General features: G+C 70.3%; 18 protein-coding genes. 17 read left to right on the top strand and 1 reads right to left on the bottom strand.

What is annotated here, in order from left to right; all coding sequences use genetic code 11:
- Positions 1-193: 193 nt before the first annotated feature.
- From OH809_RS05035 to OH809_RS04960, 16 genes are all read left to right on the top strand, one after another.
- Positions 194-1,978 carry a hydrogenase maturation protein gene (locus tag OH809_RS05035; protein WP_406423606.1) on the top strand — a complete coding sequence of 595 codons (1,785 nt, stop codon included), beginning with the start codon at positions 194-196 and terminating at the stop codon, positions 1,976-1,978.
- 59 nt (positions 1,979-2,037) lie between these two features.
- Positions 2,038-3,123, top strand: coding sequence for a hydrogenase expression protein HypE (locus OH809_RS05030; RefSeq protein ID WP_406423608.1), 1,086 nt, complete (start codon positions 2,038-2,040; stop codon positions 3,121-3,123).
- 103 nt (positions 3,124-3,226) lie between these two features.
- A complete protein-coding gene (locus OH809_RS05025) occupies positions 3,227-5,011 on the top strand; it encodes a nickel-dependent hydrogenase large subunit (RefSeq protein ID WP_406423610.1) in 1,785 nt (594 codons plus the stop codon).
- On the top strand, positions 5,008-5,622 hold the full coding sequence (locus tag OH809_RS05020; RefSeq protein WP_406514858.1) for a hypothetical protein: 615 nt from the start codon (positions 5,008-5,010) through the stop codon (positions 5,620-5,622). The genes OH809_RS05025 and OH809_RS05020 overlap by 4 nt, the downstream gene beginning before the upstream one ends.
- Entirely contained in the window at positions 5,619-6,290 is a 672-nt protein-coding gene (locus OH809_RS05015) for a DUF5947 family protein (protein WP_406423614.1), read from the top strand. Before OH809_RS05020 ends, OH809_RS05015 begins: the two co-directional genes overlap by 4 nt.
- A complete protein-coding gene (locus OH809_RS05010) occupies positions 6,287-6,997 on the top strand; it encodes a DUF6084 family protein (RefSeq protein ID WP_406423616.1) in 711 nt (236 codons plus the stop codon). Before OH809_RS05015 ends, OH809_RS05010 begins: the two co-directional genes overlap by 4 nt.
- Positions 6,994-8,442: a hypothetical protein gene (locus tag OH809_RS05005; protein WP_406423618.1), complete on the top strand. Its 1,449-nt coding sequence runs from the start codon at positions 6,994-6,996 to the stop codon at positions 8,440-8,442. The genes OH809_RS05010 and OH809_RS05005 overlap by 4 nt, the downstream gene beginning before the upstream one ends.
- On the top strand, positions 8,439-8,987 hold the full coding sequence (locus tag OH809_RS05000) for a hydrogenase maturation protease (RefSeq protein WP_406423620.1): 549 nt from the start codon (positions 8,439-8,441) through the stop codon (positions 8,985-8,987). The genes OH809_RS05005 and OH809_RS05000 overlap by 4 nt, the downstream gene beginning before the upstream one ends.
- Before the next feature lie 19 nt (positions 8,988-9,006).
- Positions 9,007-9,111: a DUF6893 family small protein gene (locus OH809_RS04995; RefSeq protein WP_376336220.1), complete on the top strand. Its 105-nt coding sequence runs from the start codon at positions 9,007-9,009 to the stop codon at positions 9,109-9,111.
- Between the two features lie 129 nt (positions 9,112-9,240).
- Entirely contained in the window at positions 9,241-9,633 is a 393-nt protein-coding gene (gene hypA, locus OH809_RS04990) for a hydrogenase maturation nickel metallochaperone HypA (protein ID WP_406423622.1), read from the top strand.
- A 3-nt stretch (positions 9,634-9,636) separates the two neighbouring features.
- The gene (gene hypB, locus OH809_RS04985; protein ID WP_406423624.1) at positions 9,637-10,539 is read left to right on the top strand and encodes a hydrogenase nickel incorporation protein HypB; all 903 of its coding nucleotides are present in this window, start codon (positions 9,637-9,639) and stop codon (positions 10,537-10,539) included.
- A complete protein-coding gene (gene hypF, locus OH809_RS04980) occupies positions 10,536-12,941 on the top strand; it encodes a carbamoyltransferase HypF (protein WP_406423626.1) in 2,406 nt (801 codons plus the stop codon). The genes hypB and hypF overlap by 4 nt, the downstream gene beginning before the upstream one ends.
- 48 nt (positions 12,942-12,989) lie before the next feature.
- Complete coding sequence (locus tag OH809_RS04975) at positions 12,990-13,310, top strand: HypC/HybG/HupF family hydrogenase formation chaperone (RefSeq protein WP_406423628.1); 321 nt, start codon at positions 12,990-12,992, stop codon at positions 13,308-13,310.
- Positions 13,307-14,431 carry a hydrogenase formation protein HypD gene (gene hypD, locus OH809_RS04970; RefSeq protein WP_406423630.1) on the top strand — a complete coding sequence of 375 codons (1,125 nt, stop codon included), beginning with the start codon at positions 13,307-13,309 and terminating at the stop codon, positions 14,429-14,431. The genes OH809_RS04975 and hypD overlap by 4 nt, the downstream gene beginning before the upstream one ends.
- 13 nt (positions 14,432-14,444) lie before the next feature.
- On the top strand, positions 14,445-15,542 hold the full coding sequence (gene hypE, locus OH809_RS04965) for a hydrogenase expression/formation protein HypE (protein ID WP_406516232.1): 1,098 nt from the start codon (positions 14,445-14,447) through the stop codon (positions 15,540-15,542).
- A 91-nt stretch (positions 15,543-15,633) separates the two neighbouring features.
- Entirely contained in the window at positions 15,634-15,828 is a 195-nt protein-coding gene (locus tag OH809_RS04960) for an antitoxin (protein WP_406423632.1), read from the top strand.
- 165 nt (positions 15,829-15,993) lie between these two features.
- Here OH809_RS04960 and OH809_RS04955 read toward each other — a convergent pair whose 3' ends face one another.
- Positions 15,994-16,809, bottom strand: a complete 816-nt coding sequence (locus OH809_RS04955; RefSeq protein ID WP_406514857.1) for a DUF427 domain-containing protein — start codon at positions 16,807-16,809, stop codon at positions 15,994-15,996.
- Positions 16,810-17,529: 720 nt separating this feature from the next.
- Between OH809_RS04955 and OH809_RS04950 the strand changes: the two genes are divergently transcribed.
- Positions 17,530-19,425 (top strand): LamG-like jellyroll fold domain-containing protein, encoded by a 1,896-nt coding sequence (locus OH809_RS04950; protein ID WP_406514856.1) that lies wholly within the window; start codon positions 17,530-17,532, stop codon positions 19,423-19,425.
- Positions 19,426-20,168 lie beyond the last annotated feature (743 nt).

Raw genomic sequence — 20,168 nt, 5'->3', positions numbered from 1 at the left:
CCTGGCCGCCCCTGATGCACCGTCGTCCCCATGGCTGCGTTTTCGGCCGTCGGGTGGTCGCAGGACTTTCCCCCTTTCGAGTGACTCCGCCGCCCTGTGGTGACGGAGCCCGTCGGGTGTGACCGAGGCTTGCAGGCGGCCGGACCTGCTCCGGTCGATAGCCGCAGAACCTCAGAGCCGCTGGGAGTCCGCCGTGCACATCCTGCTCGTCGCGAGTGCGTTCAACAGTCTTACTCAGCGCGTCCACGCGGAGCTGCGGGACCGGGGCCACAGCGTGGCGGTCGGACTTGCACTCTCCGACGGCCATCTGCGGGACGAGGTTCGACGGTCCGCACCGGACCTGATCGTGGCTCCGATGCTCAGGACGGCCATCCCGCGGGACGTGTGGTCGGCGCACACGTGCCTCATCGTCCATCCCGGACCCGTCGGCGACCGCGGACCGTCCTCGCTCGACTGGGCGATCCATGAAGGCGTCACCCGCTGGGGCGTGACGGTTCTGCAGGCCGACGAGGAGATGGACGCCGGAGACGTCTGGGCGTCGGCCGAACTCCCCGTACCACAGGTGGGCAAGAGCGACCTGTACCGCAACGAGGTCTCCGACGCGGCGCTGACGGCGGTGCTGCAGGCCGTCGACCGATTCGCCTCGGGAATGTACACACCCCGGCCCCAGGACAGCGCACGCGCCACCGACGGCACCCGGCCGTATTTCCGACAGGAACTCCGCCGGATCGACTGGCGGTCCGACTCCACCGAGAACGTGCTGCGCAAGTTGCGGGCGGCCGACTCGCAACCCGGCGTGCTGGACGAACTGCTCGGCGGCGAGTGGTTCCTGCACGGAGGACACCCCGAGGACCGGCTGCGCGGCCGCCCCGGAGAGCTGCTCGCCACGCGGGCCGGCGCAGTCTGCCGGGCGACCGCCGACGGCGCCGTATGGATCCCGGAACTGCGGGCCAGGCGGCGGCCGGGAGAGCCCGCCCCGCTCAAACTCCCCGCCGTCCTGGCGCTCGGCGACCGATTGCCTCCGCTGCCCGAGGACCCGGTCCCGCCGGACGCACCCGAGCGCCGCGGAACCTGGACCGACATCCGCTACGAGGAGACCGGCGCCGTCGGACATCTCATGTTCTCGTTCCCCGGCGGGGCGATGAGCACCAAGCACTGCACGCGCCTCCTGGACGCCTACCGGACCGCCTGCTCCCGGCCCACCTCGGTCCTGGTGCTGGGCGGCGGCCGGGACTTTTTCTCCAACGGCATCCACCTGGGCGTCATCGAGGCGGCGGCCGACCCCGCCGAGGAGTCCTGGGCCAACATCAACGCGATGAACGACCTGGTGCAGGCCGTCCTGACCACCACCGACCGGCTGGTGATCGCCGCCGTGGGCGGCAACGCCGCCGCCGGAGGAGTAATGCTCGCCCTGGCCGCCGACGAGGTCTGGTGCCGCAAGGGATCGGTCCTGAACCCGCACTACCGGCTGATGGGACTGTCCGGCTCGGAGTACTGGACCCGTACTCTGCCGCTCCGAGTGGGCCCCGAGGTCGCCGAACGGCTCGTCCACGAAGCGCTGCCGCTCGGCGCCGAAGCCGCCGAACGGCTCGGCCTGGTGGACCGGACGGTCGCCTGCCCGCCCCAGGACTTCCCGGGCGAGGCCCTCCGACTGGCCGTCCGGCTGGCCTCGTCGACCGACGTACAGGCCCGGATCGCCCGGAAGAAGCCGGCGCTGGAGCGCCAGGAGGCGGTCAAGCCGCTGGCCGTCCACCGGCAGGAGGAACTGGCCGCGATGCGGTCCATCTTCTTCGATCCGGACGCGCCCTACCACTCGTTGCGCCGCGCCTTCGTGCGCAAGGAACGCCCGGCCCGGACTCCGCACCACCTCGGCACCGGCGTTCCCGGCACGCGCACGGCGGATCCTTCCGCCGGCCGGGACCGCAATGTCACCGCAACGGCCGCGCTCGCCGTCGCACCCGGACCGGCTGACTGTTAGCTGGACATGAACGCCGAAATGCGGGCATTCATTGCAGAGCTCTCCAAGGAGGCATCCCCATGGATGCAGCAACAGCCAACACGGTCGGCGCCCCGGCAGAAGGTGCGGCCGCCGGCGAGGAGTCCCCGATCCACATCCTCTGGATCAATGCGGGGCTGAGCTGTGACGGCGACTCGGTGTCGCTGACCGCGGCGATGCAGCCCAGCATCGAGGAGATCGTGCTCGGTGTGCTGCCCGGGCTGCCCAAGATCCAGGTCCACTGGCCCCTGATCGACTTCGACAGCGGTCCGGTAGGCGGTGCGGACACCTTCATCGAGTGGTTCTTCAAGGGCGAACGCGGCGAGATCGATCCCTTCGTGCTGGTCGTCGAGGGGTCCATCCCCAACGAATCGATCAAGCAGGAGGGGTACTGGTGCGGCTTCGGCGACAACCCGGAGACCGGCCAGCCGATCACCACCAGTGAGTGGATCGACCGGCTGGCGCCCAAGGCCCTGGCGGTCGTCGCCATCGGAACCTGCGCCACCTACGGCGGCATCCACGCGATGGCCGGCAATCCGACCGGTGCCATGGGCGTACCGGACTACCTGGGCTGGGACTGGACCTCGAAGGCCGGCATCCCGATCGTGTGCGTGCCCGGCTGCCCGATCCAGCCGGACAACTTCTCGGAGACCCTCACGTACCTGCTCTACCAGGCGGCGGGCTCCGCTCCGATGATTCCGCTGGACGACAAGCTGCGCCCGGCCTGGCTCTTCGGCGCCACCGTGCACGAGGGGTGCGACCGGGCCGGTTACTACGAGCAGGGTCAGTTCGCCACCACGTACGACTCGCCCAAGTGCCTGGTCAAGCTCGGCTGCTGGGGCCCCGTCGTCAAGTGCAACGTTCCCAAGCGCGGCTGGATGAACGGCATCGGCGGCTGCCCGAACGTCGGCGGCATCTGTATCGCCTGCACCATGCCCGGATTCCCGGACAAGTTCATGCCGTTCATGGACGAACCGCCCGGCGGCAAGGTCTCCAGCGCCGCCAGCGGAGCGTACGGGGCGGTGGTCCGCAGGCTCCGGTCGATCACGGCGAAGACCGTGGACAAGGAACCGAAGTGGCGCCACAAGGGCTCCAAGCTGACCACCGGTTACCGGTCGCCCCGGTGACGGGCGCGGCGTCCGCCGCACCCCGCGATCGGTGACCGTCCCGTTTCCGCCCTGCTCGCTCCTCCATCAACTCCCACTCCCCAGAAGGGTCATGGCACACACAATGGCACCCACGACGAAGGCGGCCGGCGACGGCAGTGGCCTCGTCGAGATGGCCTGGGATCCGATCACCCGGATCGTAGGCAGTCTCGGCATCCACACGAAGATCGACTTCAAGCAGAAGCGGGTCGCGGAGTGCTACAGCACCTCGTCGGTCTTCCGTGGCTACAGCGTCTTCATGCGGGGCAAGGACCCCCGGGACGCCCACTTCATCACCAGCCGCATCTGCGGGATCTGCGGCGACAACCACGCCACATGTTCCGTGTACACGCAGAACATGGCCTACGGGGTGAAGCCGCCGAACCTCGGTGAGTGGATCATCAACCTGGGCGAGTCGGCGGAGTACATGTTCGACCACAACATCTTCCAGGAGAACCTGGTCGGGGTCGACTACTGCGAGAAGATGGTCCGCGAGACCAACCCCGGAGTCCTGGAGCTCGCCGAGCGCACCGAGGCGCCGCACGCCGGGGAGCACGGCTACCGCACGATCGCCGACATCATGCGCTCCCTCAACCCCATCGAGGGAGAGTTCTACCGTGAGGCTCTTCAAGTGAGCCGCTACACACGGGAGATGTTCTGCCTGATGGAAGGGCGCCATGTGCACCCCTCCACGCTCTACCCGGGCGGCGTCGGAACGGTCGCGTCCGTCCAGCTCTTCACGGACTACCTCAGCCGCCTCATGCGGTACGTGGAGTTCATGAAGCGGGTCGTTCCCCTGCACGACGACCTGTTCGACTTCTTCTACGAGGCGCTGCCCGGGTACGAGGAGGTCGGCCGCCGGCGGGTGCTGCTCGGCTGCTGGGGGGCGCTCAACGACCCCGAACACTGCGACTTCACGTACGCCAACATGACCGACTGGGGACGGAAGATGTTCGTCACCCCCGGCGTGATCGTGGACGGCAAACTGGTCACCAACGACCTCACCGAGATCAACCTCGGCATCCGGATCCTGCTCGGCAGTTCGTACTACGACGACTGGGAGGGCAAGGAACAGTTCGTCACCCATGACCCGCTGGGCAACCCGATCGACCCCCGCCACCCGTGGAACCAGCACACGATCCCCGCCCCGCAGAAGCGGAACTTCGACGACAAGTACAGCTGGGTGATGTCGCCCCGCTGGTTCGACGGCAAGGACCACCTGGCACTGGACACCGGTGGCGGCCCCATCGCCCGCCTCTGGTCCACCGCGCTGTCCGGGCTCGTCGACGTCGGCTATGTGAAGGCGACCGGTCACAGCGTCGTCATCAATCTGCCGCGCACGATGACCAAGCCCGAGACCACCTTCGAGTGGAAGATCCCGAAGTGGAGCAACGCGCTGGAACGCAACCGCGCCCGCACCTACTTCCAGGCGTACGCCGCCGCGATCGCGCTGCACTGTGCCGAGAAGGGGCTCGAGGAGGTCCGCGCCGGACGCACCCAGACCTGGGAGAAGTTCGACGTGCCGGACGAGAGCATCGGCGTCGGCTTCACGGAGGCCGTACGCGGTGTGCTCTCCCATCACATGGTGATCAGGGACGGCAAGATCGCCAACTACCACCCCTACCCGCCCACCCCGTGGAACGCCAGCACACGGGACACGTTCGGCACCCCCGGCCCCTACGAGGACGCGGTGCAGAACACACCGATCTTCGAGGAGAACACCCCGGAGAACTTCAAGGGCATCGACATCATGCGGACCGTCCGCAGCTTCGACCCCTGCCTGCCGTGTGGCGTCCACATGTACGTGGGCGGCGGCAAGACCGTCAAGCAGATGCATGTGCCCACCGGGCTGAGCGGACTGGCCGGATGAGCGCCGCAGCGACGGTCGTCGCACCGCCGAGGTCCCTCGACGCCGTGGAGGCCGGGCAGCGGGTCGAGGACCTGCTCGACCGCCTGAGCACCACCGGTGACCAGGAAGTGTGCGCCGCAGCAGAGGAGTTGGTGCGGGTCCTGATGGACTTCTACGGCGCCGGCCTGGCCCGGATCGTCGGCCGCCTCGGCATCCCCGCGGACCGCGGAACCGGCGACGGACCGCTCGCCGCGCTGCTCGACGACGAACTCGTGTCGAGCCTGCTGGCCCTGCACGATCTGCACCCGGAGGACGTCGGCACGCGTATCGCGCGCGCCCTGGACTCCGTACGCGACCCCGTCGAGGTCGTCGGCTTCGACGAGGAGACCGGCATCCTGCGGCTTCGCTCCTCGGCCGGGGCCGGTGACGGCGGTGGCTGCGGCTGCCCGAGTACGGGCGCGGCGACGCAGCGCAGCGTCGAGGACGCGCTGGCCTGCTTCGTACCGGAAGTGCAGCAGGTGGTGATGGAGCCGGTGACCACCGACCGGGAGCCACCCCTGCTCCAGATCGCCACCCGTCCGCCGGCCGGAACTGCCGGAGCCGGGGCGACCGTTGCCGCGACGGCACCGTGAACGCCCCCCCGACCAGGGCCGATCGTCGCCCGGCGCCCGTTGCCCGCGCCCGAGGCCTGCGCAGATTCGCCGCGCCGCCCGAACCCCGGCAGGAACGGTGCGAGCTGTGCGGCGTGCCCGTGACCGAGGGCGGTCACCGGCATCTCGTGGACACCGAGAAGCGTGCGCTGGCCTGTGCGTGCACCCCGTGCGCCCTGCTGTTCGAGCGGCCCGGCGCAGCCCACGGACGCTTCAGAACGGTCCCGGACCGCTATCTGTCCGATGCGGACCACCGTCTCGACGACGGTGCGTGGGAGCTTCTGCAGATCCCGGTCGGCGTCGCGTTCTTCTTCCGCAACGCGGCGCTGGACCGGCTGGTCGCGCTCTACCCGAGCCCGGCCGGAGCGACCGAGAGCGAACTCGACCCGGAGACCTGGCAGACCGTGCTCGGCGCCAGTCGTCTCGCCGCCCTCCTCGAACCCGACGTCGAGGCACTGCTGATGCGTCGCACGGAGGGCCGGGCCGAGTGCTACCTCGTACCGATCGACATCTGTTACGAGCTGGTGGGACGCATGCGCCTGCTGTGGCAGGGCTTCGACGGCGGCGCCGAGGCGAGGGCCGACCTCCAGGCGTTCTTCGCACACGTCGATGCACGCGCCCGGACCCAGGAGAAGGGGCACCCGCGGTGACGGAATTCGCCTTCACCTGCACCGGAGTCCGCGCCGACCCGTACGCGGCGGGCCCCACGCTGGTCTTCCGGCTGCGCATCACCGCGTCCGGGGAAGCCCGGGTGCACGCCCTCGTGCTGCGCTGCCAGATCCGTATCGAACCGGCCCGGCGGAGCTATGAGCCGGGCGAGGCGGACGGACTGCACGACCTCTTCGGGGACCGCTCACGCTGGGGAAACACGCTCCAGCCGCTGCAGTTCGCCCAGGTCTCCCTCACGGTTCCGTCCTTCACCACGGAGACCGAGGTGGACCTCGTCGTGCCCTGCACCTACGACCTGGACATCGCCGCGACCCGGTACTTCGACGCGCTCCAGGACGGCGAGGCGCCACTTCTCCTGCTCTTCTCCGGCACCGCCTTCACCGGGGACGGCGGCTTCCACGTCGAGCCGATTCCCTGGGACCGCGAGGCGCCCTTCCGGATGCCGGTGGCGGTGTGGAAGGACATGATCGAGCAGCACTTCCCGGGCTGCGGCTGGATCCGGCTGCCGCGCGACACCATGAACGCGCTGCTCGCCTTCCGCTCGCGGCAGGCCCTGCCGTCCTGGGAGGCGACCGTCCAGGCCCTGATCGACCTGGCCGGAGCCGCAGGCACTCCGCCCCCGCAGTCCCCCGAGCGCCCGGTGCACCGGGCCGTACTGCCCCGCGTCACCGAGAGGACGGCGCCGTGACCTCATCCCTCCTCACGCCCGCACTGGAGTCCCGGTTCGCCACCGCACGGCAGGTGGCCGACACCGTCCTCTTCGAAGGCTATGTGCTCTACCCGTACCGGGCCTCGGCGGCCAAGAACCGGCTCCGCTGGCAGTTCGGGGTGCTCGTGCCGCCCGGCTGGGGCGCCGACCGCGAGGAGCACGACTTCCAGCACACCGAGTGCCTGATGGAGCCGAAGCCCGGCGCGACGCTCGCCGTCGAAGCACGGTTTCTGCACGCTCAGCGGCGCACGGTGCAACAGGCCCGCGACGACGGCACGTTCGAGGACGTGGCTGAACTCGACCTCGCCGACCGGGTGCTGGTCCCCTGGGACGAGGGCGTCGAGGAACGCGTCGAAGTGGTCGTGGACGTCGCCGAACTGGCCGGGGACGGTGTCACCGTCCCCTTCACCAGGCCCGCCCGCGAGGAGACCGAACGGGTCCTGGACGCCCACGGGCGGACGGTGGGACGCCTGGTCCGCCGCTGCGAGGAGATCAGCGGTGTGGTGCGGCTCTCCGCCCGCGAACTCGACGGCCCCTACCGGGTCGTGCGGCTCACCGCCGTGGTCGAGAACTCCAGCATCTGGACGCCCGACTCCGCCGAGGCCGACCGGGACGCCGCGCTCCCACGGTCGCTGGTCGCCGCCCACCTCCTGATGGGGATCAGCGCGGGCTCGTTCCTGTCGATGACGGACCCGCCCGAGTGGGCGAAGGGCGCGGTCGCGGCCTGCCGCAACCTGCACACCTGGCCGGTGCTCGCCGGGGAACCCGGGCGCGCGGACCTGATGCTGTCGTCCCCGATCATCCTGGAGGACCATCCGGCCATCGCCCCCGAGAGCCCCGGAGCGCTGTACGACGCCACCGAGATCGACGAGATCCTCGCCCTGCGCACGGCGGCCCTGACCGACCAGGAGAAGCGCGAGGCCCGCGGCACCGACGCCCGGGCGGCCGCGGTCGTCGACCTGGCCGAATCGATGCCCCCCGAGGTCCTGGAGCGGCTGCACGGCGCGGTGCGGGCCCTGCGCGAGATCACCGGACCCGACCCGTCCCCGCCCGCCGCCCAGGACCCCCTCCCGGACGGCGTCGACCTCATCGACGCCCGCGGCGTGCTCCGCCCCGACACCCCGTGGTGGGACCCCGCGAGCGACGACACCGCCGACCCGGCCCGGGACCGGATCCTGGTGGACGGCCGGTCCGTGGGCGTGGGCAGCCGCGTCCTTCTGCGACCGGGACTGCGGCGCACCGACGCCCAGGACCTGTTCCTCAAGGGCCGCAGCGCACAGGTCGAAGCAGTGCTCCACGACGTCGACGGCGGAGTGCACCTCGCGGTCACGGTCGACGGCGACCCGGGCGCGGACATCCGCCGTGAGCAGGGACGCTTCCTGTACTTCCAGCCGGACGAGATCGCCCCCCTGGAGGATGCGTGAACGCCCCCGCGCAGGAACGTCCGAGAACCCTGGTCGCCGGGATCGGGAACATCTTCCTCGGCGACGACGGCTTCGGCGTCGAGGCGGTGCGCGCACTGTCCTCGCACCGTCTCCCGGACCACCTCGAGGTGGTCGACATCGGCGTACGGGGCGTCCACCTCGCCTACCAGATCCTCGACGGATACGACACGCTCGTTCTGATCGACGCCACCGAGCGCGGCGGCGCCCCCGGATCCCTGTACCTGATCGAGGTCGACGAACCCGGCGCCGTCGAGCCGCAGAACGCTCTGCTCGACGGCCACCGGATGTCTCCCGACGCAGTCCTGGCACTGCTGGGCACCCTGTGCGCGGGCACCGGAGCCGTACCGCCGAGGCGCACGCTCGTCGTCGGCTGCGAACCCGACAACGTAGACGAAGGGATCGGGCTGAGCACTCCGGTGGCCGCAGCAGTGCCACAGGCCGTACGGATGGTCCTGGACCTCGTACAGGAAGAAGACCACGCGGCCGCCGCCCAGCGGACGGCGGCCGGTCCCGCCATGAACTGAGCAGAAGGAACCCACCCCCATGAAGAAGACCCTCATCTGCGGCCTGACCGCCGCCGCTCTCGTCGCCCTTGCCGCGCAGGTCCTGCCCGACGTCAAGCGCTATCTGCGGATGCGCTGCATGTGACGGCGCCCGCCGCCCGCTCCCGGCCCCTGGCTGCACCGAATGGTGTATGTGCCGTACGGGTAACGGCGAGCCGGTCCGCCGGCCCCCGTCACCCGCCGCTGTAATGACGCACGGCAGGACGGAGATGCAATGCACGAGATGTCGATCGCCATGGCCGTCGTCGACCAGGTGGAGGAGGCGGCTCAGGCAGGCGGAGCCGCCTCGGTCGGGTCCGTCCGGCTCCAGGTCGGCGAACTGGCCGGAGTCGTTTCCGACGCCCTGTCCTTCTGCTTCGGACTCGCCTGCGCCGGGACCGTTCTGGAAGGCGCCGAACTCGTCGTCGAACCCGTGGCGGCCCGCGCGCGGTGCGAGCCCTGCACGGACGAATGGGCGGTCGGCATGCCACCCCGGCTGTGCTGTCCGGCCTGCGGCGAGCCGACCGCCGAACTCCTGTCGGGGCGCGAGCTGCAGATCGTCAGCGTGCACTGGCAGGACGGACCCGAACACGAACACACCCGCGAACCGATCTCCCAGGAGTGCTGAACGATGTGCCGTGAAGTCGACCTGCAGCAGGCGGTACTCGCCAAGAACGACGCGACGGCGCACAGCCTGCGAGCCGGGCTCACGGCGCGCGGCACCACCGTCGTCAACCTGCTCTCCAGCCCCGGCAGCGGCAAGACCGAACTGCTGGAACGCGAACTCGGCCGGGCCCGGGAGAGGGGAGTGCCGGTCGCCGCGCTCACCGCCGACCTCGCCACCGAGAACGACGCGGTCCGCCTGGCCCGGTCCGGAGCCCCGGTCAAACAGGTGCTGACCGACGGACTCTGCCATCTGGAGGCCGGGATGCTGCGCCGCCACATCGACGACTGGCTGCCCGACGGGACCCGGATCCTCTTCGTCGAGAACGTCGGCAACCTGGTCTGCCCCGCCTCGTACGACCTCGGGGAGACGCTCAGGGTCGTCCTCGCCTCCGTGACGGAAGGCGAGGACAAGCCGCTGAAGTACCCCACCGCGTTCGGACTGGCCCAGCTCGTCGTGGTCACCAAGACCGACATCGCGCAGGCCGTCGGATTCGACGAGGCCGCATTCCGTGCCCATGTCCAGCAGGTCAACCCCGGTGTGGACGTGGTCCTCACCGCCGCCCGCCGCGGTGAGGGGGTGGGCATGCTGCTCGACCGGGCCCTGGCCGCCGGGGAAGGCGCCCCGGTCCACACACCGGTGATGGCCCGGCAGCACCCGTCCCACCAGCACACGCACCCCCACCAGGACCACGGCACGCACGGAGGCCGGCACACCCACAGCCACACGCATACGGGCGTGCATACGCACACGCATCCGGACCTCGGAACCCACGATCACCCGCACACCGGCCCGCACGCCCACCCGCACCCCGACGAGCCGCTCGTCGCGACGACAGCACCCGCCTCCGCGGCGCAGCACCGCCCGTGACGACCCCACAGCCCGGGACCGCCGTCGCCGGAGCCGTGCAACGGAGGCGGGTCGTGGTCCGCGGCGTCGTGCAGGGCGTGGGCTTCCGGCCCTACCTGTACGCCCGCGCCACCGGGCTCGGGCTGGCCGGACACGTCACCAACACCACCGAAGGCGTCGTCGCCGAGGTCGAGGGCGCCCCCGCCGCCGTGGCTCTGTTCTGCGACCGGATCGCGGCGGACGCCCCGCCGCTCGCCCTGGTGGACTCCGTCGACCACAGGGAAGTCCCCGCCGCCGGCGGATCCCGCTTCAGCATCGAGGACTCCAGGACCGGCGGACCGGCCCGCACACTGGTCTCCCCGGACGTGGCCACCTGCGCCGACTGCCTCACCGAACTGGCCGATCCGGCCGACCGGCGCCACCGCCACCCGTTCATCACCTGTACGCACTGTGGGCCCCGCTTCACCATCGTCACCGGAGTGCCGTACGACCGCGCACACACGACCATGGCCCGCTTCCCGATGTGCGCCGACTGCGCCCGCGAGTACGCCGACCCCGCCGACCGGCGCTTCCATGCACAGCCGGTCGCCTGCCCCGACTGCGGCCCCCGGCTGCGGCTGCTCGTCGGGCAGCCGGACCGCGCACTGCCCGCACAGCCCGCAACCGGACGCGACCCGGTCGCGGAGGCCCGGCGGCTGCTGTCCGACGGCGCTGTCCTCGCGATCAAGGGACTCGGCGGCTACCACCTCGCGTGCGATGCCGAGAACTCCGCCGCGGTGTCCCTGTTGCGCCGCCGCAAGGCCCGCGGCGACAAGCCGTTCGCCATGATGACCCGCGGCATCGACGACATCGCGCACCTCGTGCAGCTGGGCACCGAGGAGCGGGCCCTGCTCGTCGGCGCTGTCCGGCCCGTCGTCCTGCTGCGACGCCGCACCGACGCCCGCCCGGGCCCCGGCACCCCATGGCCGTCCGACGCGGTCGCCCCGGGCAGCCCCGACCTCGGGGTCATGCTCCCGTACACCCCGCTGCACCACCTCCTGCTGGGCCTGCCCGGTGACCCGCCGGGACCGCGCCTTCTGGTCATGACCAGCGGCAACGTGGCCGGTGAACCGATCGTCACGGACGACGACGAGGCGCTGGAGCGACTGGCCCACCTCGCCGACGCCTGGCTCACGCACGACCGCCCGATCCATGTGCCGTGCGACGACTCCGTCGTGCGTGTCTGCGACGGGGAGCGGCTGATCGTACGGCGCTCACGCGGCTACGCCCCGCTGCCGCTGGCCCTGCCGCACCCGGTGCCGGCGACCCTCGCCACCGGCGGCGACCTGAAGAACACCTTCTGCCTCGCCGAGGAACACAGGGCCTGGCTGTCCGCCCATGTCGGCGACATGGACGACCTCGCCACCCAGCACGCCTTCGAACGCGCCGAACAGCACGTGGAGGCCATCACCGGAGTGCGGCCCGGCATCCTGGCCACCGACCGGCATCCCCGCTACCGCACCGGCCAGTGGGCCCTGCGCCGGGCCGACGGCCGGCCGGTCGTCCGTGTACAGCACCACCACGCGCATATCGCGGCAGCGATGGCCGAGCACGGAAGGGACGGCAGGCGCCGAGTGATCGGCGTCGCGTTCGACGGCACCGGTTACGGGGACGACGGCGCGGTGTGGGGCGGCGAGATCATGCTGGCCGACTACGAGACGTACCACCGCTTCGCGCACCTCGCGTACGTTCCCCTGCCCGGCGGCGACGCCGCCGTGCACCGGCCCTACCGGATGGCGCTCGCTCATCTGTACGCGGCAGGCATCGGCCGGACGGACGATCTGCCCTGCACGGCAGCCTGCCCTCCGGACGAACGACGCGTGCTGCTGCGGCAGTTGGAGCGAAACCTCAACTGCGTCCCAACCTCCAGCATGGGCCGGCTGTTCGACGCCGTCTCCTCGCTGGCGGGCGTCTGCCACCGGGCCGGGTACGAAGCCCAGGCCGCCGTCGAACTGGAGGCCGCCGCGGTCGGCGCCGCCGCGGACCCCGGACCCGGTTACGGCTTCGCGCTGCGCCCGGCGGGCACGGCCGACGGGCAGCGGTTGATCATGGACCCGTCGCCGGTACTGGCAGCCGTCGTCGACGACGTGCGCGCCGGTACGGCGCCGACACTTGTCGCCGCACGCTTCCACGGGGCCGTCGCGGACCTCGTGCTCCAGGTGTGTACCTCGGCCCGCGAACAGCACGGCCTGTACGAAGTCGCCCTGACCGGCGGCGTGTTCGCCAACACCCTTCTCTCCTCCCTGTGTGCCAGGACGCTGAGCGAGAACGACTTCACCGTCCTGCGCCACCGGGAGGTCCCGCCGAACGACGGCGGACTGGCGCTCGGCCAGCTCATGGTGGCCGCCCGCACCGGAGCGGCGCACACGAGCGCCGCCGACTGACGTCCTGCCCGGCAGAGCCGGGCAACGCCCCCACAGCAAGGAGCAGCCATGTGCCTGGCGGTACCCGGCAGAGTGATGGACATCGAGGAACGTGACGGTACCCGGATGGCCACCGTCGACTTCGGCGGTGTGGTCAAGGAAGTGTGCCTGGAATATCTGCCGGACCTCCAGGTCGGTGAATACGCCATCGTCCATGTGGGGTTCGCCCTGCAGCGACTCGACGAGGAGTCGGCACGGAAGACGCTCGACCTCTTCGCCGAACTCGGGCTGCTCCAGGAGGAGTTCGGAGATCCGTGGGAACTGGCCGCAGAGGCCGGCGGAACGTCCCCGACCGGTGGCGCCGAGGCGCCGCAGGAGGTTCAGCAGTGAAGTACATCGAAGAGTTCCAGAACCCGGACCTGGCGCGTCGGCTGCTCGACGACATCCACTCCGTCGTGACCCGTCCGTGGGCGCTGATGGAGGTCTGCGGCGGACAGACGCACACCATCATCCGGCACGGCATCGACCAACTCCTCCCGGACCAGGTCGAACTGATCCATGGTCCGGGCTGCCCCGTCTGCGTCACGCCACTGGAGGTCATCGACAAGGCACTGGAGATTGCCTCCCGCCCCGAGGTGATCTTCTGCTCGTTCGGGGACATGCTCCGGGTCCCCGGAACCGGCCGTGACCTGTTCCGGGTCCGCAGCGAGGGCGGCGACGTGCGGATCGTGTACTCGCCGCTCGACGCCCTGAAGGTCGCCCAGCAGAACCCCGACCGTGAGGTGGTCTTCTTCGGGATCGGATTCGAGACCACCGCACCGCCCAACGCCATGACGGTGTATCAGGCGCGTCGGCTCGGCATTCCGAACTTCAGCCTGCTGGTGTCCCATGTGCGGGTCCCCCCGGCCATCGAGGCGATCATGCAGTCGCCGAGCTGCCGGGTGCAGGGGTTCCTCGCCGCCGGCCACGTGTGCAGCGTGATGGGCATGCGGGAGTACCCGGAGCTGGCCGAACGGTTCCAGGTCCCCATTGTGGTCACCGGTTTCGAGCCGCTGGACATCCTCGAGGGCGTACGGCGGACCGTCCTGCAGCTGGAGCGCGGTGAGCACACCGTGGAAAACGCGTACCCGCGCGCCGTGCACCCGGACGGGAACCCCGCCGCGCTCACCATGCTGGAGGACGTCTTCGAAGTCACCGACCGTGCCTGGCGCGGCATCGGCACCATCCCCGACAGCGGCTGGCGGCTCTCCACCCGCTACCGGGACTACGACGCCGAGTACCGCTTCTCCGTCACCGGCATCGACACCAAGGAGCCCGCCGAATGCCGCAGCGGTGAGGTCCTGCAAGGACTGCTGAAGCCCCACGAGTGCGAGGCGTTCGGCACCACCTGCACCCCGCGCAACCCGCTCGGGGCCACCATGGTCTCCAGCGAGGGCGCCTGCGCCGCGTACTACCTCTACCGGCGCCTGGACACCAGGACCGCACCCAGGGAGACGAGCCCCGTTGCCTGAGACCACCGAAGCACTGAACACCGCCGTCACCGCGACCGCGGGCGTCCCCGGCGAGGCGCCCGCACTCGACCTCACGGCATGGACCTGCCCCGCACCGCTGCGCGACCAGCCGCGGGTGGTGATGGGCCACGGCGGCGGCGGCGCACTCTCGGCCGAACTGGTCCAGCACGTCTTCGCGCCCGCCTACGGGGGCGACGCGCTCGCGCAACTGGCCGACTCCGCCGTGGTGTCGCTGGGCGGCGCCCGACTGGCCTTCTCCACGGACTCGTACGTCGTGCGGCCGCTGTTCTTCCCCGGCGGCAGCATCGGCGACCTCGCGGTCAACGGCACGGTCAACGACCTGGCCATGAGCGGTGCCAGAGCCGCCTACCTCTCCTGCGGTTTCATTCTGGAGGAGGGCGTCGAGCTCTCGGTCGTCGCACGCGTGGCCAACGCGCTGGGTGCGGCGGCGCGCATGGCGGGCGTCGAGGTGGCGACCGGCGACACCAAGGTCGTGGACGCCGGTCATGGCGACGGCATCTTCATCAACACCGCCGGGATCGGCCTCGTCCCGGCCGGCGTCGATCTGCGTCCCCAGCGAGTGGTCCCGGGCGACGTCGTGATCGCGAGCGGTGCGATCGGCGTGCACGGCGTGGCGATCATGAGTGTGCGCGAGGGCCTCGAGTTCGGCGTGGAGATCGAGAGCGACTGCGCGGCCCTGGGCGGGCTCGTGGAGACCATGCTCGCAGTCACCCCCGACCTCCATGTCCTGCGCGATCCCACACGAGGCGGACTGGCCGCGGCACTCAACGAGATCGCGGTGGCATCGGGCACCGGTGTCGTCATTCAGGAGCGCAACGTTCCGGTCCCGCCGGCCGTGGCCAACGCCTGCGCCGTCCTGGGCCTGGACCCGATGTATGTGGCCAACGAGGGCAAACTCGTCGCGTTCGTCCCCCGTGAGCACGCCGAAGCCGTTCTGGAGGCGATGCGGGCGCATCCGCTGGGAGCGGAGGCGACCGTGATCGGCGAGGCCGTGGAGGCGCATCCCGGCATGGTCGTGGCCCGCACCGGGCTCGGCGGGACGCGCGTGGTCGACCTGCCGATCGGGGAGCACCTGCCCCGGATCTGCTGATCCGACGGTCCTGCGGACCGCTCGCGCGGATGCGGGAGCGGCGCCGTGTGGCGACCCTGGAGAGGTGGGGGTGACTCGCTGAGGAGGACCCATGTCCATGATGGACAAGATCAAGCACATGCTGAAGGGCCATGAGGACAAGGCGGGAAAGGGCATCGACAAGGCGGGCGACGCCATCGACACCGAGACGCAGGGAAAGTACACCGGCCAGGTCGACACGGCCCAGGACAAACTCAAGGACCAGTTCGGTTCGGAGCGGGGTGAGGACCGGCCGCCGCAGCCCTGACCACGCCGCCGTGCTCCTGCGGATCGCGCGGAGGCCCGACGATCACCACGGTCCCTTGTATTCCCGTGCCCGCTGCCGTTGAGGATGCGTAGGAGTCGTGCGCGGGCACCGGCTCCAGGGCGACGACGCCGCATCGGGCTCGCACGAGCCCGATGCGGCGCGCCGTTACGCGCCCGGACGCCGAGTGAAGCCGGTGGCCGGGCGTTCCATCCGCTCTCCGTCCACGAAGATGTCGACGGCTTCGTTGTAGAACGCGATGAGGTCCTTGACCGCCCCCGCTGCCGGGATGGGGTCGGGGTAGCTCCACGCCACATCCGCCGGTGTGTCGCCGGCCGTGTCGGTCAGGGACCAGTACACGGCCGTCCCCTTGTAGGGGCATCCCGTACGCAGACCGGTCGGGGTGAACAGATCGAGGCGGACGTCCTCGCGGGGGATGTAGTAGCGGACGGGCAGGCGTGTCTCGAAGAGAAGCACCGGGCTGCGGGTGTCCGCGACCAGTGTTCCGTTGATCTCGATCCGCACATGCCGTGAGCTGCGGAGCGCGTCCACGCGCGAGTACGGGTCGCGGGGGTGGACGAAGATCTCCTCGTCCTCCTCGTACCAGTGGTCGGGGCCCACGCCGACGCGTCCGAACCACTCGAAGGCGATGTGCCCGGCGAGCTCGGCGCCCTGGAAGGTCCATGCGGCGTTCGGCTCCGTGACGCCGTCCACGACGAGGTCGTAGAAGACCGTGGAGCCGGAGTGCGCACCCGCGTGGGGGGCGGCCGCAGGGCGGAGCAGATCGGTGCGGACGTCGTCCTGGGGGAAGGCGTAGAGCGGCACGGGATGGCCGGGTTCCCACACGAGGACCGGTCGGCGGCTGTCGACGACAACGGTTGTGCCCTTCTTCCCGCGCACCCGGCGCTCGCTCGGCTCCCAGGTGAGGGCGGCGTCCGGTACCGGGTGACGGCGCTCGACGGCAAGTGCGGGTGGAGTGGTCACTGAGTCCTCCTGTGCGAGGGTGCTGATCGAGGTGCGCGTCGAGATCTCTGCCACGGTCCACCGGGCGCGGCTCCAGGGCTCCATGCGCCCCGCCGGTCCGGTTCACCGGCCGGGCCGGTGCAGGGCCGTCCCCGTGCACCCGTAGCCCAGCGGGTACCGGACCGGCCTGTCTCAGCGTACGTCCGCACACGGGCCGGAGTGCCGGATCACGTCCCCGTACCGAGGACGGGCACGGGCCGTTTCGTCCGGGCCCACCACACCGGCCCTCTCGGCACGCCGCCTGATGAAGAGGTTCGGCGGTGCGGGCACCGAGCGGGAAAGCGGTGGTCGGGACGTCCAGCACGGGGAAGAGGCGTGAGCTGCTCGGGTTTTCGACGACACCGCGCGGCAAGCGACCACACGTGGTCGCGATTCCGTGCGGTGTCGGGCCCGGGCCGGGCACCCGGCGGGGTGTTCCGTGCGCTGGACCGGTCCACACCCCCGAGCGGAGTACCGACGAGCGGCCCACCCACCCGCTCGATCCCGGCAGGGACGAACCGCAAGGTCCTCGTGGGCGTACATGGGGGACTCGTCCGCCAGGATTCGGTGCGGCGACCGGAAGCCGCTCCTCCCGTTCATGTACTCGCAGCCCAGTTGTTGCCGCTGAGGCCCAGCTTCTCCCCACTCTCCGCAGCTAACTTGCAGTTGGTCCCCCGACGCTCGTCCTCCGCGGAGAATTCCATGTGCAGCCCGCTCCACCAGCCCGACGGTCCGCTCCTGCCTGTCGCCGCGCGCCGTACGATTCTGCGCGCCACCGCGCTGAGCGGCGCCGCGATCGCCACCGCAGGTCTCGCGGCCGCCGGCCCCGCTGCAGCCCAGCCGCGCCAGAACACCGCTGCCGGCAGCAGGTGGCGCCCCGACCCGGACGACGCGAGATTCACCGTCGTCGTGATGCCGGACACCCAGTACCTCTTCGACGGGGCCAGCATCAACAGGGCCCCGGTCGAGGCGTCGTTGCGTTACGTCCTCGATCACGGACACGACGAGAACATCGTATTTCTGTCCCATCTGGGCGACTTGACCGAAAGCGGCCACCCGGACGAATTCGGGCCCATCGGTGAGGCGTTCGCCCTTCTCGACCGGCAGCAAGTGGGCTATAGCGTCGTCGCGGGCAACCATGACATCAAGTCCTCCACCGACGACCGACGCGGCCGCACCCCGTACTTGGACACCTTCGGCCCCCAACGCATGCGACGCCTGCCGACGTTCGGCGGCGCGACGCCGGACGGCTACAACACGTACCACCTGTTCCGCGCCGCGGGGCGCGAGTGGTTGGTGCTGGCGCTCGACTGGCGGCCGTCGGCGGCCGGGCTCGCCTGGGCGAAGGAGGTCATCGCCGGACATCCGAACACGCCGGTCATCCTCACTACCCATGAACTGGTGTACGCGAACGCTGACGGCGACGAGGCCGAATTCTCCGATCACGGAAAGCATCTTTGGGACGAGCTGATAGCAGGGCACGACCAGATCTTCCTCACCCTCAACGGCCACTACTGGCCCGCCGGGCGCACCACCCGCAGGAACACCGCGGGCAACGACGTCCATCTGCACATCACCAACTACCAGAACCGCTACTACGGCGGCAGCGCGATGATCCGTCTCTACCGCTTCGACCTTGCCAGGAACACCATCGACGTAGAGACGATCTCCCCGTGGATCCTCGGTCGCGCCGGCGAGAAGCTCAACGACCTGGAACGCGCCGAGATCGAACTGACCGGCCCGCAGGACCGCTTCAGCATCCCCCTCGACTTCGAGCGCAGATTCGCGGGCTTCGCACCCGTCCCCGCACGTCAACCCCGCCCCGCTGAGCAACTACTGATACCCGGCACTGTCGCTTACTGGCGCTTCGATTCCCCGACGCACCCGGACGGCTCCGCTGCCGACGCGGCCCTGCGCGTCCCCGACCTGTCCGGAGACCGCAACGACCTGCTGCGCCGGACCGTCGCCGGCAGCGAGCCGGACACACTGCGCTGGTCGGACGACCACCACCCGGACCAACCGGGTCACGGCAGCCTCTACTTCGACGGAGGGAAGGGACCACTCCGCGGCTCGTACCTGTCCACGGAGAACAACGCCCCCCTCAACACCAAGACATTCCGCTCCGGATACACCATTGAGGCCTTCCTCCGGCTGCCTGCTGACTGGGATTCCCGACGCCACGCCTGGGGCGGCGTCCTGGGCCGACGAGGCACGCTCGGCTCCGCAGGCAAGACCATCGGCGACCTGGACGAGCCTGTGGCCACTCTGTCCCTGTCGGACGGGCCCGGGCTGCAATGGGCGGCCGCGCCGCTGAACCAGCCGGGCGTCGTCACCAACTGGAGCCATGAACTGCGGCGCGAACGGTGGTGGCACGTCGCCATCGTCAACGACGGATCGCACACCACCATGTACATCGACGGGTGCGTTGTCGCTCGTAACCCCGACACCCGGACCATTGGGCTGGCCACGGTCGGCTTGCCGTGGTTGCTCGGCGCGTACGAGTACGGTGGCGCTCTCGATCAGCTGATGCACGGCTGGATCGGCGACGTACGGATCGTCGAACGCGCACTACGGGTCAAGGAGTTCATGATCGCTTGACCCGTCAGGGACGCCGGAAGGACCGGGGCGGGGACTGTATCCCCGCCCCGGTTTTTGTGGTGCTCTTCCCCGTCCCGTGGCCGTGCCCGCATATCGGTGTCCGGACCTACCCGCCTTGGGAGCCAATGGGCGGCAGAAGTCGGCCAGGCGAACACGGGCATGCGCCAGGCCATGTCTGCCTTCCCGTATCCGGTCGTGCCGACCTGAGCAACCTGGTCGAGACACTTTCCAACCGGTACGGCGAGTACAAGGCCCTCGTCGAGATGTTCGACGAGGGCCTGTTCGACGGTTTCCGCCGCTTGTTCATGCCGGACGAGCTGATTAAGAGGTGCTCGCAAAATGGGAGTCCGATCAGCGAGCGTGCGTGCCAGGCCTCGTGAGCCGGGCGCCCATTTTGTGAGCTCCTCCAAGAGCACCGAGTCGGCGGCGAGGCTGGGCCAGGCGCGCTGGGAGCCGCATTCGCCGTTCCCGGCCCAGGACGGCCTGGTGCCCTGGATGGACAACGAGTACGAGAAGTCGTTCCACTGGATCGCTGAGGGCCGTGACCCCGGGCCGCGACACGACAGCGTATGCGCCCGCCCGCTTCTCGATGGCATCCGGATGCCGCGCACGGCCTTGGCCGGCCAGCTGCCGTCCTGCACCATGTCATCGCCGACAGGGCCTGCAGCTCCCGCGGATTCCGCGGCTACCTGCCCGCGAGCGCGGCATCGCGCACACGATCCCCGAGAAGGGCGACCAACAGC

Source organism: Streptomyces sp. NBC_00873, from assembly GCF_045207415.1.
GTDB lineage: Bacteria > Actinomycetota > Actinomycetes > Streptomycetales > Streptomycetaceae > Streptomyces.
The sequence above is the reverse complement of the archived record's forward strand: the minus strand, read 5'-3'. Positions and strand labels throughout refer to the sequence as shown.

What these genes read in the sequence shown, in the direction of transcription:
- OH809_RS04950 (WP_406514856.1), top strand. Translation starts at nt 17,530, where the DNA reads ATGTGCAGCCCGCTCCACCAGCCCGACGGTCCGCTCCTGCCTGTCGCC.
- OH809_RS04975 (WP_406423628.1), top strand. Translation starts at nt 12,990, where the DNA reads ATGTGCCTGGCGGTACCCGGCAGAGTGATGGACATCGAGGAACGTGAC.
- OH809_RS05025 (WP_406423610.1), top strand. Translation starts at nt 3,227, where the DNA reads ATGGCACCCACGACGAAGGCGGCCGGCGACGGCAGTGGCCTCGTCGAG.
- OH809_RS05030 (WP_406423608.1), top strand. Translation starts at nt 2,038, where the DNA reads ATGGATGCAGCAACAGCCAACACGGTCGGCGCCCCGGCAGAAGGTGCG.
- hypB (WP_406423624.1), top strand. Translation starts at nt 9,637, where the DNA reads ATGTGCCGTGAAGTCGACCTGCAGCAGGCGGTACTCGCCAAGAACGAC.
- hypA (WP_406423622.1), top strand. Translation starts at nt 9,241, where the DNA reads ATGCACGAGATGTCGATCGCCATGGCCGTCGTCGACCAGGTGGAGGAG.
- OH809_RS05020 (WP_406514858.1), top strand. Translation starts at nt 5,008, where the DNA reads ATGAGCGCCGCAGCGACGGTCGTCGCACCGCCGAGGTCCCTCGACGCC.
- OH809_RS04995 (WP_376336220.1), top strand. Translation starts at nt 9,007, where the DNA reads ATGAAGAAGACCCTCATCTGCGGCCTGACCGCCGCCGCTCTCGTCGCC.
- OH809_RS04960 (WP_406423632.1), top strand. Translation starts at nt 15,634, where the DNA reads ATGTCCATGATGGACAAGATCAAGCACATGCTGAAGGGCCATGAGGAC.